We start from the raw sequence: 16014 nt of genomic DNA on the forward strand, positions 1-16014 counted from the left end.
CTGGTAACACCAATCAGTGACCCTGGTCTTACGCCACGTACACCCCTAGACAGAGCCGCCGATCCCGAGGGGGGACCTCCATCATGCAGGCCGCGCCCGTACGCGCCACCGCCATCCCGTCGTTCACCGATGCACTCCGTGCCGTCGAGTCGCTTCTGATGAGCAGCGGCCAGCGCACCGCCCGCCGCAACGCCTGGACCTCCGTCCTGGAGGACCGCCGCCGTGCCAAGGACAGGGTCGAGGCGCAGCAGGTGCTGGAAGCCGTCGCGACGCGTTCGTAACGGCGATCCCCCGGCGTCCCCCGGTACCGCGGCCCCGGCGCTCCCCCGGTACTGCCGTCGTCGGCGCCTCCCGGGCCACGTAGACTTCGTGGCATGGCGAGGAAGGAAACCGCAGCGGACGCCGCTGCTGAACCCGGGCGACTCAAGCAGATCGCCCTGACGTACAAGATGACCCGCAAGGCCGACTCCAAGATCGGTCTTGTACTCGCGGCTGTCGGAATTCTCACCCTCGGTGTCTTCCTCGCGATCGGCTTCTTGATCGGCCACCCGGTCTATCTCGGCATTCTCGGCCTTCTGCTCGCCTTCCTCGCGACGGCGATCGTCTTCGGGCGCAGGGCCGAGCGAGCCGCCTTCGGTCAGATGGAGGGACAGCCGGGCGCAGCCGCGGCCGTTCTCGACAACATCGGCCGAGGCTGGACCACGACCCCGGCGGTGGCGATGAACCGCAGCCAGGACGTGGTGCACCGTGCGGTCGGCAAGGCCGGCATCGTGCTGGTCGCCGAGGGCAACCCGAACCGGGTGAAGAGCCTGCTGGCCGCCGAGAAGAAGAAGATGGCGCGGATCGTCTCGGACGTTCCGGTGAACGACATTCTCGTGGGCACGGGCGAGGGCCAGGTGGAGCTCAAGAAGCTCCGCACGACCATGCTGAAGCTGCCGCGCGTGCTCACCGGCCCGCAGGTCACCACGACCAACGACCGGCTGCGCGCGATGGGCGACCTGATGAGCAACATGCCGCTTCCCAAGGGTCCGATGCCGAAGGGCATGCGGATGCCGCGCGGCGGCTCGAAGGGCCGCTGACACCCCTCCTACGAGTCGTACGACGAAGGGGGCGCCCGGAGATCTCCGGGCGCCCCCTTCGTCGTACGACTTCCGTATCCCCCGAACAGGTCCTAGATCCGTACTTCGACGGTGCGGGCGACGCGGTCGTGCAGGCCGCGGCCGTCGCGGTCCCAGATGAGGGGCGGGAGGGCGAGGAACAGCAGGACCGTGCGCAGCAGCGCGCGCAGCGGGCTGACGCGGCCGGTGTCCAGCGCGACCACCCGCAGGCCGAAGAGCCGCTTGCCGGGGGTGGAGCCGACCGTGGCGAGGGTGAAGCCGATCAGCACGAAGAGGATGAGCGGCGCCCAGGTGCTGGCCGCCTTGTTATAGCTGTGCGTGATCAGGCCGTATGCGACCAGGAGGCACAGGCCCCAGTCGACGGCGATGGCGCCGAAACGGCGGCCCGGGCGGGCGATGGAGCCGGGCCCGTGCTCCGGCAGACCGAGCTGTTCGCCGCGGTATCCGAAGTCGACACCGGCTTCCTCCGCGGCCGCGCGGGGTCCGGAGAGCCACGATCCGATTGCTTGCCTGTTGTCCACCCGTCCACGGTACTGCGCCCGTTTTGGCATACGGACACGAGGGGCCCGGGCGTCCCGGGTCGGTTAACTTGGGCGAAACAAATGGGTCACGCTTGAGAAATCACCCGTCCCTAAGGTCGGCCTCAGCGTGTGCCACCGCACTGGCCGCACGAACGAACTACCACCCCGGTCCACTGTGGGCGGGAGTAGGAGGAGCTGGATGTTCCAGAACGCCGACGAGGCCAAGAAGTACATCGCGGACGAGGACGTCAAGTTCGTCGACGTCCGCTTCTGCGACCTGCCGGGTGTGATGCAGCACTTCACGATCCCGGCGGAGGCCTTCGACCCGACCGAGGAACTGGCCTTCGACGGCTCCTCCATCCGCGGCTTCCAGGCCATCCACGAGTCGGACATGGCGCTCCGCGCCGACCTGTCCACCGCGCGCGTCGACCCCTTCCGCCGCGACAAGACGGTCAACATCAACTTCTTCATCCACGACCCGATCACGGGCGAGCAGTACTCCCGTGACCCGCGCAACGTGGCGAAGAAGGCCGAGGCGTACCTCGCGTCGACCGGTATCGCCGACACCGCGTACTTCGGCCCCGAGGCCGAGTTCTACGTCTTCGACAGCGTGCGCTTCGACACCAAGTCGAACGAGGCCTTCTACCACATCGACTCCGAGGCCGGCGCCTGGAACACCGGTGCGCTCGAGGACAACCGCGGTTACAAGGTCCGCTACAAGGGCGGCTACTTCCCGACCCCGCCGGTCGACCACTTCGCCGACCTGCGTGCCGAGATCTCCCTGGAGCTGGCCAAGTCCGGCCTCCAGGTCGAGCGCCAGCACCACGAGGTGGGCACCGCCGGCCAGGCCGAGATCAACTACAAGTTCAACACGCTGCTCGCCGCGGCCGACGACCTCCAGCTCTTCAAGTACATCGTGAAGAACGTCGCCTGGCGCAACGGCAAGACCGCGACCTTCATGCCGAAGCCGATCTTCGGTGACAACGGCTCGGGCATGCACGTCCACCAGTCGCTGTGGAGCAACGGCGACCCGCTGTTCTACGACGAGGCGGGCTACGCGGGCCTCTCGGACACCGCCCGCTTCTACATCGGCGGCATCCTCAAGCACGCCCCGTCGCTGCTCGCCTTCACGAACCCGACGGTGAACTCGTACCACCGTCTGGTCCCCGGCTTCGAGGCCCCGGTCAACCTGGTGTACTCGCAGCGCAACCGCTCCGCGGCCATGCGTATCCCGATCACCGGCTCGAACCCGAAGGCCAAGCGCGTCGAGTTCCGCGCGCCCGACTCCTCCGGCAACCCGTACCTCGCCTTCTCGGCCCTGCTGCTCGCGGGCCTCGACGGCATCAAGAACAAGATCGAGCCGGCCGAGCCGATCGACAAGGACCTCTACGAGCTGGCCCCCGAGGAGCACGCGGGCGTCGCGCAGGTCCCGACCTCCCTCCCGGCCGTCCTCGACCGCCTTGAGGCCGACCACGAGTTCCTGCTCGCGGGCGACGTCTTCACGTCCGACCTGATCGAGACGTGGATCGACTACAAGCGCACCAACGAGATCGCGCCGCTCCAGCTGCGTCCGCACCCGCACGAGTTCGAGCTGTACTACGACGTGTAAACACGTCGCACCAGCCGTACGACACCGGCCGTGTCCTTCCTTCGGGAGGGGCACGGCCGTTGTGTTGTCCGGGGCACGCGTGACGCCTGCGGTCATCGGGAAGGGGTAAGGATTACGGCTTCAGGGGCATCGTGGGGGGACAGCCGCGTGAATTCGGACACGGTCACGGCCATATCGGCGACGACGATAGCGCTCGGCTCGCTCTGGGTGAGCATCTCTCAGACCCGGGCCACCCGGGTGCACAACCGGCAATCCGTCAGGCCCTTGCTGGAGATGCGACGCATCAAGGGATACGAAGACCACAACGCGGGCCTCCAGGTCATCAACGCCGGTCTCGGCCCGGCCCTCGTGACGAACACCGTGGTGCGGCTGGACAGCGAAGACATCGGGCCGTGGAACCGTCCCACCCAGCTCCGCATCAAGGCATCGCTGCCGGTGCGTCCCCTGGTCTACTCGCTACGCCCGGGTGCCGTGCTCCTCGCGGGGCAGTCCGTCTTCTTGATTCACCTTGAGCAGTTCCGCGAGGACGAGCACGACTGGTTCTGGGACCTCATAGCCCAGCGACTGGTGATCGAGATCCACTACGAGTCCCTCTACGGTGGCGAGAACTTCAAGGCGATACCGCCCGCGGTCTGACACCGACCGTTCTTTGCCGTCCATGGGGCCTTTCGGACCCTGTTCATGGGGAACCCCAGGCGCACAATGGAAAGCGGGACGAGTGCCTGAGTGCGGGGTGATGCATGATGCAGAGCCGGTTCCGGAGTGATCGGCGACTGACCGTGCGGATGACGGTCACGCTGTTTCTGCTCGGATTGCTGTACGTGGCCTTCGTCGCCGCGTTGATCGTGCTGCTGAAGTCCTGGGTGCTGGTCGTGGTGATCGCGGCCGGGCTGCTCGGCGCGCAGTACTGGTTCTCGGACCGGATCGCGCTGTACGCGATGCACGGGCGGATCGTGGAGCGGGAGGAGTATCCCCAGCTGCACGGGGTGGTCGACCGGCTGTGTGCCGTGGCGGACATGCCGAAGCCGCTGGTCGCCGTGTCGGACATCGACATGCCGAACGCGTTCGCCACCGGGCGGAGCGCCGATCATGCGGTGCTCTGCGTGACCACCGGGTTGCTGAGGCGGCTCGAAGCCGACGAGCTCGAAGGTGTGCTGGCGCACGAGCTGTCGCATGTGGCGCACAAGGATGTCGCCGTGATCACCGTGGCGTCGTTCCTCGGGGTGCTCGCCGGGCTGATCGTGCGGTTCGCGTTCTACTCGCAGCTCTTCGGCGGACGGGGGCGCAAGGACCAGAACACGGTGGCGATCTTCATGACCGTGATGGCGGTCTCCGCGGCCGTGTACGCGATCAGCTTCCTGCTCATCCGGGCACTGTCCCGGTATCGCGAGCTGGCCGCCGACCGCGCGGCGGCGCTGCTCACCGGGCGGCCCTCGGCGCTGGCGTCGGCGCTGACCAAGGTCACCGGGGACATCGGGCGGATTCCGACCAAGGACCTGCGGACGGCGCAGGCGTTCAACGCCTTCTACTTCACGCCCGCTCTCGGTGCCGAGCCCGGCTTCGCCAAGATCTTCTCCACCCACCCGAGCCTTGAACAGCGACTCGAACAACTGGCCCGTATCTCCGCCGAGTTGGGCGAGCCCGCGGCTCCCGGAACGGCCGGCTGAATCTCCCGGAAAGGCCATCTGCATGGGGTTCCTGGACATCCTGCTCGGCCGCACCAAAGCCGTCGCGCCCGACCTCGACCAGCTCTTCGGGCTGCCGTCGGCGGCCCTGACCCTGCAGGCGGCCGCCGGGTTCACCCCGACCGGGACGGGTGCCGTGTGTTTCGCGAGCGTCGAGGGCGCGGCCTTCGCCGACGCGCACCAGGAGGTGCAGGCGCTGCTCGACGCGGACGCCGGGCGAAGCCGGGAGCCCGGAGGAGGGTCGCCGGTGGAGAAGGTCCGGGACGAGTACGGGTACTCGTGGCTGGTCTCCCGCCGGGAGCCCGATGATCTGCCCGCGCTGGTGAGTGATCTGCACGCGGTCAACAGCGCGCTGGAAGGCAGTGGCTTCGGGCCGCAACTGCTCTGCTCGGTGGTGGGTTTCCAGGATTCCGGGCAGCGGCGGCTCGGGCTCGTCTATCTCTACAAGCGCGGGACCTTCTACCCCTTCGCGCCGCTGGCCGGTGAGGGCCAGCGACGCGACAACGCGCTGGAACTGCAGATCAAGGCAGCGCTCGCCGATGATCTGCGGGTGGAACAGGACCTGAGCCGCTGGTTCCCGATCTGGGGCGCCCCAGGCCTGTGACGGCCGTGAGCCGAGTCTGTCCGGGCCTACTGGTTCCGGCGCAGACCTGCTACTTCTGGCGCTCCTGGCGGCGCGCCTCCAACGGGCGCTCCCGACGGTAGCGGCGCTCCCACTTGGCCTGACGGTCACGGCGTTCGCGGTACGCGCGGTAGCTGGCGTCCGTGCGGCCCGGGGCGCCGGACGAGCCCCCCGAGGGGGAGCCCGAGGTGCCCGAGGTACCCGAGGGGGACGCCGTGGACGCGCTTCCCCCGGTGCGGCCGTAGCGGACGTACAGGAAGAGCAGGGCGACCGCCGCGAGCCAGAGGACGTGGTTCGAGAAGCCCATGACGACCAGGATCAGGGTCGCCGAGATGATCAAGGTGCCCATGACGGGACTCCTTGTGTGCGTGGATGGCTGGTCTTGATGTGTGGGTGGATGAGTCGACGGGGCGCTGGGGGTGGGCGGCCGTCCGTCGGTGCGTAGAGAGTAGCCCTGAGTCCGCCGGGTGATGCCTGTCCTGCGGAAAGCGGTGTTCAGCAGCTCCGGAACGCGTGTCCAGCGTAGGGACCGGGTCCGAACCCGCGCATCCGATTTTCCCGGGACTGCACCCTTTCGCGTATCGCTACAAAGTCGCGCAAAGTTGACATACGACATGTCAGGCATGCCACACAGTCCTCGAAATGAGCGCCATGAGTAAATGAGCGGATGCTCCTCTCCTTCCATCACGACCACGACGGTGAACAACTGAGCTGCGTCAGCGGCGGAGTTGACGGACGCGACGGACGTGACGGCGGTGGCGATACGGCCACCGCCGTCCTGCTGCACGGCGCCGGAAACGGGAGCAAGGAGCGACTGCTCCCGCTCCTCGAGGAGTTCGGCGCGCGCGGCTGCCGGGGCCTTGCCCTCGACTTCTCCGGGCACGGCGAAAGCACCGGCGCGCTAGCGGAGTTGAGCCTTCAGAAGCGCTTCGAGCAGGCCGTTTCCGTCATCGACGCGACCGTTCGGGCGAACGGTCCGCTGATCCTCGTCGGGTTCAGCATGAGCGGCCAGACGGTGGCCGATCTCGCGGAGCACTACGGGCAGCGCGTGGCGGCCCTCGGACTGTGCGCGCCCGCGGTGTACGGCGCGGAGGCGTGGCCGGTTCCGTTCGGGGACGGCGACGGCCGCTTCAGCGAGATCATCCGTACGCCGGACAACTGGCGGGCGGCCCCGGCGCTCGGCGTACTGCGGGCGTACGAGGGGCGGGCGGTGCTCGCCGTGCCCGGCACGGACACCGTGATCCCGCCCGCCGTGACCGAGGCCGTGACGGACGCGCTCGCCGCCCACGCCCAGTTCACCCGGCTCGAACTCCCCGACGCGGAGCACATGTTGGGCCTCTGGTTCCGTGACCACGCCGAGGACCGGCAGCGGTTCGTGGACCTCGTCCTCACGGGGCTCGGCGACCGGGGGTGGACGGCGACCCGGGCCTGGGTGGCCAAGCAGCTTCCGGAGGGCAGGAGCGTACGGAACTCCACGCCCCTGCGCGGTGGCTGGACTTCCCAGATGCGCCGCCTCACCCTCGACGACGGCACCGGCCTGGTCCAGCGGACCTTCGTCAAGCCCTTCTTCCGGCGGCACGCACCGGGGCTGCTGACCCGCGAGGCGTCCGTCCTCACCCTGCTGGCCACGCACGACGACGTACCCGCGCCCGAGCTGTACGCGGTCGACGCCACCGCCGAACACTGCGACCACCCCACGTTGTTGATGTCCTCGCTGCCGGGCGCGGTCCGTCTCGACGAGGAGGACCTGGAGCGGCGCCTCGACCTGCTGGCGCGACAACTCGTCCGTATTCACGGGGTGGTTGCGGACGAGCAGCCGCGCCCGTATCAGCCGTGGACGTCACCCGAGCGCGTCCGTACACCCGGCGGTGCCCTGTGGGACCGGGCCGTGGACGTGATCCGGCGCGAACCGCCCGCGTACGAAGGGTGTTTCCTGCACCGGGACTTCCACCCCGGGAACGTGCTGTTCACCGGCGCGGACGACACCCTGCGGATCAGCGGGGTCGTCGACTGGGTCGAGACCTCCTGGGGCCCCGCCGACCTCGACGTCGCCCACTGTTCCACGGCCCTCGCGCTGCTGTACGGGGAGGCGTACGGGCTGGGCTTCCGCGAGCGGTACGAGGCGCACGGAGGACATCGACTGGCCGACGGCGAGAGCCACTTGTACTGGCGGCTGCTGGACGCGCTGGCCTACTCCCCCGACGCCGAGAAGGTCGCCGTGCCGTGGCGTGAGCTGGGGCGTACGGATCTGACGCCGGAGGTGCTGGGCGGGCGGCTGGGCGCGTATGTGGCGGGGCTGCTGGAGCTGTACGGCTGAGACGGCGGCCAGTTCGGGCGGGCTCCGGGAGGGAGTCGGGCTCCGGGAGGGGCGGTGCTCACACTCCTGGAGCCGCCGGGATCACACCCGCCACCACGGCCGCGCCCAACGCCGCGTGGTCGGCGGCGTTCTGGTCCACGTAGCGCAGCGCGAAGTCCGCGACGGCGCGTTCGAAGGTGTCGGCGCCGCCGAGGTATCCGGCGATCGCGACGCGGTCGCCGGAGCGGGCGTGGGCGCGGGCCAGGGCGTTGCCGCACAGGCGGGCGTAGGTCCGCAGGTCGCGGGGGTTCATGCCAGCGACGTCCGCGGAGCCCTTCATGTCGCGGAGCTGACGCCAGTAGAACGCCCGTCCCTGCGGTCCGGTCATCCAGCCGAGGAAGATGTCGCTCGCGGCCTGGAGCAGCCGCTGACCCGCGACGACGCGATGCCCCGGATGGATGTACGGACCGCTGGGCAGATGCTCTTCGAGTACGGACATCCCCGCCTCCTTGATCTGCAGGAACAGCGGGTCGTCCGCGTCCCGGCCGGCGAGCAGCACGATGAAGCAGCGGGTGCCGACGCTGCCGACGCCGACGACCTTGCGGGCGGCGTCGACGAAGCGGTAGCGGTCGAGGAGGAGGCGGCGCTCCTCGGAGAGGGTGGAGCGGTAGTCGCTGAAGATCTTGCGGAGCGAGGCCATGTCGGTGACTCCGGCCGGCTCCAGCAGGGGCGGGTCCTGGATGATGCGGCGGCGTCCGTCGACGGTCTCGGTGAGTCTTTCGAGCGCGTGCAGGCTGGTGCGGCGGCGGGCGCGGGTGAGGTTCGACTCGACGCGCGCCCGGCGGCGGGCGGAACGGACCAGCGGGAGCAGCTGCTCGGCGTCGATGCGCTCGTTCCAGACGGCCAGCTCGCCCCGCCCGGCGAGCCGCCGTACGGCCTCCCGGTACGCGCCGGCCGCCGCCCGCGCCGCGTCGTGGGCCTGCGCTTCCTTGTGCCCGTTCTCGCGGGCGGCCACCGCGACGCTGGCCGCGAGCCGTTTGACGTCCCACTCGAAGGGGCCGGGAAACGTCTCGTCGAAGTCGTTGAGGTCGAAGAGCAGGGTGCGTTCCGGGGAGGCGTGCAGGCCGAAGTTCAGCAGGTGTGCGTCGCCGCACAGTTGGACCGTGAGTCCGGTGTGCGGCTGGGCGGCGAGGTCGGCGGCCATGACGGCGGCGGCGCCGCGCAGGAACGCGAGCGGTGACGTCGCCATCCGCCCGTACCGGATCGGCAGCAGTTCCGGCAGCCGGTCCCTGCCCTGGCGTTCCAGTACGGCGACGGGGTCGGGGCGGTCGGCGGCGGGGATCCAGCCGGCGTGCGAGGAGCGGGAGGCGTTCTTGCGGGCCGCCCTGCCCTGGGCGGCCCGGTCCGCGGGGGTGGGCGTGGCGCCGTTCTGGCTCACGGCCATCAGTTCCGCACCGCCCTGGCGACATCGGCGGTGATGTCGCCGGAGAGGGTACGGGTGCTGCGGGCGGTGGCGTCCTTGGAGGCGCCGGCCGCGACGTCGTTCACCGTGACGACGACCGTGTCGAGGAGGTTGCCGCCCGGGTCGCGGAAGTCGATCTGGACGGCGTACGACTTCTCCGAGGAGGCGGAATTGGTGACGGTCACCTTGACCGTGGAACGCCCGTCGGAGTCGGCCGTCACCTGGCTGTCGAGCTTCACGTCGCCCTTGGCGTTCACGCCGTTGTGGAACTCGTCGAGCTTCCGGCCGGCCTCGGCGGTCGCGGAGGCCAGCGCGTCGCCGGCCGCGGACGCGGCGGACGCGGCCTGGGAGACGACGTCGGAGGGGGTGGTGTCGTCCGAGCAGCCGGTCAAGGGCGTTGCCAGGGCCGTCGTCGCGGCCACCATCAGGACCAGCCGGACGAGTGAGCCCCGTCGGCGTATTCCGTGCCTCTGCATCGCGTCTCCCGACGTGCTCCTCGTTCGCCTTCGGAATCCGCTCCTCGCGGTTGCTCCAGTCAAGGCCGTGGACAGGGCGTACGCATGCCGGGTACGGCGAACGGGTGAAGCGCGCCCTGCGGCGTGCGGGTGTTCGAGAGGATGAGGGTGCACGGGGTACTACGGGCGAGCTGGAGGCGGCGTGGCCGAGAAGCTGCGGCACATCGGGGTGGCGGAGCGGCGGGCCCGGCTCGCGCTGCGGCAGCGGCTCGCGGTCGCCGCGCGGGCGGCGAGCCCCGAGGAGGTCGCGGGGTCGCTGGTCGCGCTGCACGGGACCGATCCGGCGACGGTGTATCTGGCGGTGGGCGCGCGGCTGGCGGACGCCGGGAAGACGGTGGCGGAGGTCGACCGTGCGCTGTACGAGGACCGGGCGCTGGTCCGGATGCACGGCATGCGGCACACCGTGTTCGTGTTCCCCACCGAGCTGGCCGCCGTGGTGCACGCCTCGACCGGGCTCGCCATCGCCGCGAAGGCCCGGGCCGGGCTGATCAAGGACATGACCACCGGCAGCGACGGGCGGCTGACGGAGGACTGGCTCGCGGAGGTCGAGGCGTCCGCGCTCGCCGCGCTGGCCCGGCGCGGGCAGGCCACGGTGAACGAACTCACCCGGGACGAACCGAGGTTGAAGGAACAGTTCACTTACGGAGCGGGCAAGAGCTACGAGAGTCCGCACACCGTCTCGTCCCGTCTGATGCGGGTCCTCGGTGTCGAGGGCCAGGTCGTCCGCGGCCGCCCGCTGGGTTCGTGGACGTCGTCGCAGTTCCGCTGGGCGGTCGCCCCGCCGCATCCCGAACTGCCGCCCGCCGAGGCCCAGCCCGAGCTGCTGCGCCGCTGGCTCGCCGCGTGCGGGCCCGCCACCGAGGGGGACTTGAAGTGGTGGACAGGGTGGAAGGTCACCGATGTGCGGCGGGCGCTCGCCGCGATCGGGGCGGTGGCCGTGTCGCTCGACGACGGGGTCACCGGATACGTGGCCGCCGGCGACGAAGGTCCGGTCGCCGGCCCCTCCTCCCCGTGGGCCGCCCTGCTGCCCGGGCTCGATCCGACGGCCATGGGGTGGCAGGAGCGGGACTGGTATCTCGCGCCGGGGTTGCGGTCTGGGCTCTTTGACCGGAGCGGGAATGTGGGGCCGACGGTGTGGTGGGACGGGCGGGTGGTCGGGGGGTGGGCGCAGCGGGCCTCCGGTGAGGTGGTGTGGCGGCTTCTTCAGCCGGAGGGGGTCGGGCGGGAGGCTCTTGACGCCATCTCGACGGAGGCCGCGCGGTTGCAGGCGTGGCTGGCACCAACCCGGGTCACTCCACGCTTCCGGACACCACTGGAACGTGAACTGTCGTCGGGGTGAGTTTCCTCGCCCCCGCCGCCCCTACCCGTCCCATCCGTTCCTGGGGGCTGCGCCCCCAGACCCCCCTAAAAGATTGCGCCGTTCCCCGCGCCCCTTAACAGTCGGCTGCGGGCCGGTGGGGGTTGCTCGCGCAGTTCCCCGCGCCCCTAAAAGGGGCGCGGGGAACTGCGCAATCTTTTGGACCAGCCCCCCACCCACCCGCACCCGAAACACAACCGAACGGGGTCGAAGGGGCAGAGCCCCTGGGGTCAGCGGGCGTACCTCATCAGGGCGCGGACCATGTGGCACGTGGTGTCCGACGGCGGGTGGACGCCGATGAGTTCCGCGGTGCTGCGTATCTTCTCGTTGCGGGCCTGGTTCGGCATGTAGACACCGGAGTCGAGCAAAGCGATCGCGAGGCGCATCGCCTTGAGGCGGCGGTTGTGCGTGACGTACCACTCGCGAGGACGCCCCGGCGGCAGCGGGCGCTTCTCCACGGGCTCGTACGGCAGCTCCAACAGAACCGCCCTCTTGGACGTGGACTGGGTGGGCAGCGGCTTCAGTGCGGCAGCGGGCACAGGCATCCTCCTGTCGCGGTCAGGGAACCGTCCGGACCCCCCGGCGGCACCCTCGAACACTGCTTCTATTCTACCGCCGACCACTGACAAAAGCCGCTGGCCACAAGGCCTTTGAGGGTGCCGTGACACCAGCGGAACAGGGTGTCTCACGTAACGTGTGCGGCATGGAGATCTGGATCAATCCGGCCTGTTCGAAGTGCCGTAGCGCCATCAGCCTGCTCGACGCGGAGGGCGCCGACTACACCGTCCGCCGCTACCTGGAGGACGTACCGACCGAGGACGAGATCCGCGACGTACTCGATCGGCTCGGGCTCGAGCCGTGGGACATCACGCGGACCCAGGAGGCCGTCGCCAAGGAGTTGGGGGTGAAGGAGTGGGGTCGGGACGCCGGTTCGCGGGAGCGGTGGATCAAGGCGCTGTCCGAGCATCCCAAGCTGATCCAGCGGCCGATCATCACCGCGGACGACGGGACGGCGGTCGTGGCGCGCACCGATGAGGCGGTACGGGACGCTTTGTCCCGCTGAGCCCCGCATCGATCCCCGCACCGATCCGCGTATCGATCCCCACACCGACCCTCGGGCCATCACCAACTCACGTGTGACCTACGTTACTTCAGTGACTCCTGTAACCGTTGAGTAACCTCGTTCGGTATCTCGTACCTAGCGGCGTAACGCTCCCCCGCACCCAGGAGGCGCGCATGTCGCGTAGGAGAACTCTCAGCACCAAGAAGAAGCTCGCACTGCTGGTCAGCGCCGCGGCCGTGGCCGGAGGCGGGGCCTTCGCCCTGGCCGCCACCTCGAACGCGGCGTCGGTGCAGAACGCGCAGAGCTCGACGGTCTGCAAGGGCCTGGCCACCGCGCTCGGCAACAACCAGAAGTTCATCGACGGCCAACGGGCCAACCCGGACGCCCAGTCGGCGGCCCGGATCAGCAACCGCGAGGCCGTCATCGCGCAGATCAAGGTTCAGCAGAAGGCGTCCGGCTGCGCGGTCGGGGAGTCGGCTCAGGACTCCCAGGCCGCCACGCAGCCGGCGCAGTCGGCTCCCGCACAGAGCGCTCCGGCGCAGTCCGCGCCCGCGCAGACCGCCCCCGCGAACAACGGCGGCGGCGCGGCCACCGGTCAGCAGGTCTGCACCGGTTCGACCGTCACGCTCTCCGGTGAGGGCGGCGCCCCGGCGGCGTCCAGCAACCAGTTCCCGGCCGGGACGAAGCTCAAGGTCACGAACCTGGACAACAACAAGTCCACGACCGTGCAGGTCACTTCGGTCTCCGGCAGCTGCGTCCTGCTGAACAACGCGGCGTTCGAACAGGTCCGGGAGCCCGGCAAGTTCCTGATCCGCAGGGCCCGTATCGAGAAGGTGGGGTGACGGTCGGCCGCTTCAGTCATGGATCAAGCGGCCAAGCGACCAACTGATCGCTTGATCGCTTCATCGGGGTCCTGCTGCTTCCGGCCAGGAGCAGCAGGACCCCTGCGCGTCCGGTGCCCGCACGGCCCCGGCGTCCGGTTCGCGAAAGGGGAGGGTTCGCCCAGATCGCGCTCACGCCCATCGCATACGAGACGAGCAGGAGTCTTCGCGCCCAGGGCCGGAAGGAGCGGTGGTGCCCCCGATCGCGGTCGCGAACGCCGCGGTCGGGCGGCGGCGAGTGATAACGGGCACACACAGCCCAGGTAACACGGGGTTCACATTCGGGCAATGATCGGGAAATCGCCTGTTGACAGGCTGCCGGGCATCCCCAGCGGCGCCCCAGTGCCGCAGCGCCGCAGCACCCGCAAGTGCGCCTAAAGACCCACCCCGAAGGATGTGGCCCGTGACCTTCAAGGCTGAGTACATCTGGATCGACGGCACCGAGCCGACGGCCAAGCTCCGTTCCAAGACGAAGATACTGGCCGACGACGCCAAGGGCGCCGAGCTGCCGATCTGGGGCTTCGACGGTTCCTCCACGAACCAGGCCGAGGGTCACGCCTCGGACCGCGTACTCAAGCCGGTCGCCACGTACCCGGACCCGATCCGCGGCGGCGACGACGTCCTCGTCATGTGCGAGGTCCTGAACATCGACATGACGCCGCACGAGTCCAACACGCGTGCCGCGCTTGCCGAGATCGACGAGAAGTTCGGCGCGCAGGAGCCGATCTTCGGCATCGAGCAGGAGTACACCTTCTTCAAGGGTTCGCGCCCGCTGGGCTTCCCCGAGGGCGGCTTCCCGGCCGCGCAGGGCGGCTACTACTGCGGCGTCGGCTCGGACGAGATCTTCGGCCGTGACGTCGTCGAGGCGCACCTGGAGAACTGCCTCAAGGCGGGTCTGGGCATCTCCGGCATCAACGCCGAGGTCATGCCCGGCCAGTGGGAGTTCCAGGTCGGCCCGCTGGCGCCGCTGGAGGTCTCCGACCAGCTGTGGGTCGCCCGCTGGCTGCTCTACCGCACCGCCGAGGATTTCGGTGTCTCCGCGACGCTGGACCCGAAGCCGGTGAAGGGTGACTGGAACGGCGCGGGCGCGCACACCAACTTCTCCACGAAGGCGATGCGCGAGGGCTACGACGCGATCATCACCGCGTGCGAGTCGCTGGGCGAGGGCTCCAAGCCGATGGACCACGTCAAGAACTACGGCGCGGGCATCGACGACCGCCTGACCGGCCTGCACGAGACCGCCCCGTGGAACGAGTACTCGTACGGCGTCTCCAACCGCGGCGCCTCGGTCCGTATCCCGTGGCAGGTCGAGAAGGACGGCAAGGGCTACATCGAGGACCGCCGTCCGAACGCCAACGTCGACCCGTACGTGGTGACGCGTCTGATCGTCGACACCTGCTGCTCCGCCCTGGAGAAGGCCGGCCAGGTCTGATCCGCACCTGCTCCGCACGTGATCCGTACGTGATGCGCATCTGATCCGTACGTGATCCGTACCGCAGCTCCCGGAAGGGGCGCCCGCCGTCTTGGCGGGCGCCCCTTCTGCGTATCGTGCGCTGCCATGGGGACGGAGACCGACGGAATCGACGGAGTCGGCGAGGTCGGCGAAGTGGTCGAGGGCTGATCGCGTTGTCAGTGGCGCGTGCCATGGTTCGGGCATGGAGATCGACGAGTTCCTCGCCATCAAGGTCGAGACGGAGAACTGGCAGAAGCACGCGCGGATTTCGGCGGAGCAGCTGTGCGGGCTGGTGCACCGGATCGGTGGTGACGACGACCGCTACCTGGTGGTGCAGCGGATACCGGACATCCCTGATGTCTTCGTCCAGGTGTGGCACGAGCACGGCGGGGACTATCAGCTGGAGTACCGGGAGGGTCGCGAGCACTTCTTCGGGGCGGTGCTCACCGACCCCGGCCGGGTCGCGGACACCATGGTGGGCTGGGTGCGGCGGGACGACGGCTGGGACGCGGGGATCGGCTGGGAGCCGGTCGAGGCCGACTCCCCCGAGGAGGTGCCCGAGCTGCCGGCCGACATCCGCGAAGAGGTCGAGGAGCGCGTACGGGGGCTGCTGCGCTGCGGGTACGACGACCGGGCCCGGCTCACGGAGGACGCCGAGGACTTCCTGGTCGACGGCGACCACCGGCCCGTGTCCAAGCCGCAGGCCCGGCAGATCGTGGACCGGCTGTGGCTGGAGCGACTGGCCGAGCAGGCGACCTGGGAGGGGGTCACCGAGCCCGAGCGCCTCACCGAGGTCTTCGAGGCGCTCGACGCGGCCGGCATCACCGCGCGCGAGAACTTCACCTGCTGCCGCACCTGCGGCACGGCCGAGATAGCAGGCGAACGCCGTGAAGACGCACGGGGGTTCGTCTACTTCCACTCGCAGTGCACGGAGAGCGCGGCCGCCGGGCAGGGGCTGACGCTGCTGTACGGCGGGTTCGACGGCTCGGCCGAGACCACGGCGGCGGTCGGACGCGAGGTCGTCGCGGCGCTCACCGCGGCCGGGCTGTCCACGGAGTGGGACGGTTCGGCGGACAGCGCGATCACGATGACGCCCTTGACATGGCACAAACGCCTGGTCGGATGAGGAGACGCAGCGTCAAGTTCACGCCAAGGAAGCGTCCGACCCTTGAGAGGGCTCTCCTGCCCGGCTCCGGGTTCTGCTTCAATGGGGCCATGGCCAGCTTCCAGAAGTACACCGCGACGGGTCGCCATGACCTCGAGCCCTTCTGGCCTTCCCGTCAGCACCATGACTTCGACCGGGTGTGTTGCCGCGCGATGAACGCGCCGGCCCTCTAAAGCCGTACACCCCGGCCTTCGGCCAGCGCGCACGACGTACGTCCTCGACGACCCGACCACGAACTCGCGGCCGTCGACCTTCCCGACGAACTTC

Annotated in this window: 17 protein-coding genes; 12 read left to right on the top strand and 5 right to left on the bottom strand. The window is 69.5% G+C overall.

The genetic code is table 11. The annotated features are described in order from the left end of the window. Positions 1-83: 83 nt before the first annotated feature. On the top strand, positions 84-281 hold the full coding sequence (locus AB5J50_RS14495; protein WP_327428153.1) for a hypothetical protein: 198 nt from the start codon (positions 84-86) through the stop codon (positions 279-281). 93 nt (positions 282-374) lie between these two features. Next, entirely contained in the window at positions 375-1079 is a 705-nt protein-coding gene (locus tag AB5J50_RS14500) for a DUF4191 domain-containing protein (protein WP_327428154.1), read from the top strand. 92 nt (positions 1080-1171) lie between these two features. Here the strand turns inward: AB5J50_RS14500 and AB5J50_RS14505 are convergent, their stop codons facing one another. Continuing rightward, positions 1172-1639, bottom strand: coding sequence for an RDD family protein (locus tag AB5J50_RS14505; protein WP_369258133.1), 468 nt, complete (start codon positions 1637-1639; stop codon positions 1172-1174). A gap of 199 nt (positions 1640-1838) precedes the next feature. Here AB5J50_RS14505 and glnA point away from each other — a divergent pair, with 199 nt between their 5' ends. From glnA to AB5J50_RS14525, 4 genes are all read left to right on the top strand, one after another. Beyond that, the gene (glnA, locus tag AB5J50_RS14510) at positions 1839-3248 is read left to right on the top strand and encodes a type I glutamate--ammonia ligase (protein WP_327428156.1); all 1410 of its coding nucleotides are present in this window, start codon (positions 1839-1841) and stop codon (positions 3246-3248) included. Between the two features lie 147 nt (positions 3249-3395). Next, on the top strand, positions 3396-3884 hold the full coding sequence (locus AB5J50_RS14515; protein WP_327428157.1) for a hypothetical protein: 489 nt from the start codon (positions 3396-3398) through the stop codon (positions 3882-3884). Positions 3885-3991: 107 nt separating this feature from the next. After that, positions 3992-4915, top strand: a complete 924-nt coding sequence (gene htpX / locus AB5J50_RS14520) for a zinc metalloprotease HtpX (protein ID WP_369265393.1) — start codon at positions 3992-3994, stop codon at positions 4913-4915. A gap of 22 nt (positions 4916-4937) precedes the next feature. Continuing rightward, positions 4938-5537 carry a hypothetical protein gene (locus AB5J50_RS14525; protein ID WP_369258135.1) on the top strand — a complete coding sequence of 200 codons (600 nt, stop codon included), beginning with the start codon at positions 4938-4940 and terminating at the stop codon, positions 5535-5537. Positions 5538-5586: 49 nt separating this feature from the next. Here the strand turns inward: AB5J50_RS14525 and AB5J50_RS14530 are convergent, their stop codons facing one another. Then, entirely contained in the window at positions 5587-5904 is a 318-nt protein-coding gene (locus tag AB5J50_RS14530; RefSeq protein WP_369258137.1) for a hypothetical protein, read from the bottom strand. A gap of 318 nt (positions 5905-6222) precedes the next feature. On the opposite strand from AB5J50_RS14530, the gene AB5J50_RS14535 reads away from it, so the two are divergent. Further along, entirely contained in the window at positions 6223-7872 is a 1650-nt protein-coding gene (locus AB5J50_RS14535) for an alpha/beta fold hydrolase (RefSeq protein WP_369258139.1), read from the top strand. A 58-nt stretch (positions 7873-7930) separates the two neighbouring features. Here AB5J50_RS14535 and AB5J50_RS14540 read toward each other — a convergent pair whose 3' ends face one another. Together AB5J50_RS14540 and AB5J50_RS14545 are read right to left on the bottom strand one after the other, a co-directional pair. Next, positions 7931-9295, bottom strand: a complete 1365-nt coding sequence (locus AB5J50_RS14540) for a DUF2252 domain-containing protein (protein ID WP_369258141.1) — start codon at positions 9293-9295, stop codon at positions 7931-7933. Next, positions 9295-9738 (bottom strand): hypothetical protein, encoded by a 444-nt coding sequence (locus tag AB5J50_RS14545; protein ID WP_369265394.1) that lies wholly within the window; start codon positions 9736-9738, stop codon positions 9295-9297. Before AB5J50_RS14545 ends, AB5J50_RS14540 begins: the two co-directional genes overlap by 1 nt. 232 nt (positions 9739-9970) lie before the next feature. On the opposite strand from AB5J50_RS14545, the gene AB5J50_RS14550 reads away from it, so the two are divergent. Beyond that, positions 9971-11167: a winged helix DNA-binding domain-containing protein gene (locus tag AB5J50_RS14550; RefSeq protein WP_369258143.1), complete on the top strand. Its 1197-nt coding sequence runs from the start codon at positions 9971-9973 to the stop codon at positions 11165-11167. A 248-nt stretch (positions 11168-11415) separates the two neighbouring features. On the opposite strand, the gene AB5J50_RS14555 is transcribed toward AB5J50_RS14550, so the two are convergent. After that, on the bottom strand, positions 11416-11724 hold the full coding sequence (locus AB5J50_RS14555) for a hypothetical protein (protein WP_327428163.1): 309 nt from the start codon (positions 11722-11724) through the stop codon (positions 11416-11418). Between the two features lie 164 nt (positions 11725-11888). Between AB5J50_RS14555 and AB5J50_RS14560 the strand changes: the two genes are divergently transcribed. The 4 genes from AB5J50_RS14560 (at position 11889) to AB5J50_RS14575 (ending at position 15708) form a co-directional block, all read left to right on the top strand. Next, on the top strand, positions 11889-12248 hold the full coding sequence (locus AB5J50_RS14560; RefSeq protein WP_369258146.1) for an arsenate reductase family protein: 360 nt from the start codon (positions 11889-11891) through the stop codon (positions 12246-12248). A 173-nt stretch (positions 12249-12421) separates the two neighbouring features. Then, positions 12422-13090 (top strand): hypothetical protein, encoded by a 669-nt coding sequence (locus AB5J50_RS14565; protein ID WP_327428165.1) that lies wholly within the window; start codon positions 12422-12424, stop codon positions 13088-13090. Positions 13091-13532: 442 nt separating this feature from the next. Then, on the top strand, positions 13533-14561 hold the full coding sequence (glnII, locus tag AB5J50_RS14570; RefSeq protein ID WP_327428166.1) for a glutamine synthetase: 1029 nt from the start codon (positions 13533-13535) through the stop codon (positions 14559-14561). Positions 14562-14784: 223 nt separating this feature from the next. Further along, the gene (locus AB5J50_RS14575) at positions 14785-15708 is read left to right on the top strand and encodes a hypothetical protein (protein WP_369258149.1); all 924 of its coding nucleotides are present in this window, start codon (positions 14785-14787) and stop codon (positions 15706-15708) included. The last annotated feature ends 306 nt before the right edge of the window (positions 15709-16014 follow it).

It is taken from the genome of Streptomyces sp. R35 (assembly GCF_041053035.1).
In the GTDB taxonomy this organism is placed as follows: Bacteria; Actinomycetota; Actinomycetes; order Streptomycetales; family Streptomycetaceae; genus Streptomyces; species Streptomyces lutosisoli.

What these genes read in the sequence shown, in the direction of transcription:
- AB5J50_RS14495 (WP_327428153.1), top strand. Translation starts at nt 84, where the DNA reads ATGCAGGCCGCGCCCGTACGCGCCACCGCCATCCCGTCGTTCACCGAT.
- AB5J50_RS14545 (WP_369265394.1), bottom strand. Translation starts at nt 9,738, where the DNA reads ATGGTGGCCGCGACGACGGCCCTGGCAACGCCCTTGACCGGCTGCTCG.
- AB5J50_RS14530 (WP_369258137.1), bottom strand. Translation starts at nt 5,904, where the DNA reads ATGGGCACCTTGATCATCTCGGCGACCCTGATCCTGGTCGTCATGGGC.
- AB5J50_RS14525 (WP_369258135.1), top strand. Translation starts at nt 4,938, where the DNA reads ATGGGGTTCCTGGACATCCTGCTCGGCCGCACCAAAGCCGTCGCGCCC.
- AB5J50_RS14560 (WP_369258146.1), top strand. Translation starts at nt 11,889, where the DNA reads ATGGAGATCTGGATCAATCCGGCCTGTTCGAAGTGCCGTAGCGCCATC.
- AB5J50_RS14540 (WP_369258141.1), bottom strand. Translation starts at nt 9,295, where the DNA reads ATGGCCGTGAGCCAGAACGGCGCCACGCCCACCCCCGCGGACCGGGCC.
- glnA (WP_327428156.1), top strand. Translation starts at nt 1,839, where the DNA reads ATGTTCCAGAACGCCGACGAGGCCAAGAAGTACATCGCGGACGAGGAC.
- AB5J50_RS14535 (WP_369258139.1), top strand. Translation starts at nt 6,223, where the DNA reads ATGCTCCTCTCCTTCCATCACGACCACGACGGTGAACAACTGAGCTGC.
- AB5J50_RS14565 (WP_327428165.1), top strand. Translation starts at nt 12,422, where the DNA reads ATGTCGCGTAGGAGAACTCTCAGCACCAAGAAGAAGCTCGCACTGCTG.
- AB5J50_RS14575 (WP_369258149.1), top strand. Translation starts at nt 14,785, where the DNA reads ATGGAGATCGACGAGTTCCTCGCCATCAAGGTCGAGACGGAGAACTGG.
- AB5J50_RS14500 (WP_327428154.1), top strand. Translation starts at nt 375, where the DNA reads ATGGCGAGGAAGGAAACCGCAGCGGACGCCGCTGCTGAACCCGGGCGA.
- htpX (WP_369265393.1), top strand. Translation starts at nt 3,992, where the DNA reads ATGCAGAGCCGGTTCCGGAGTGATCGGCGACTGACCGTGCGGATGACG.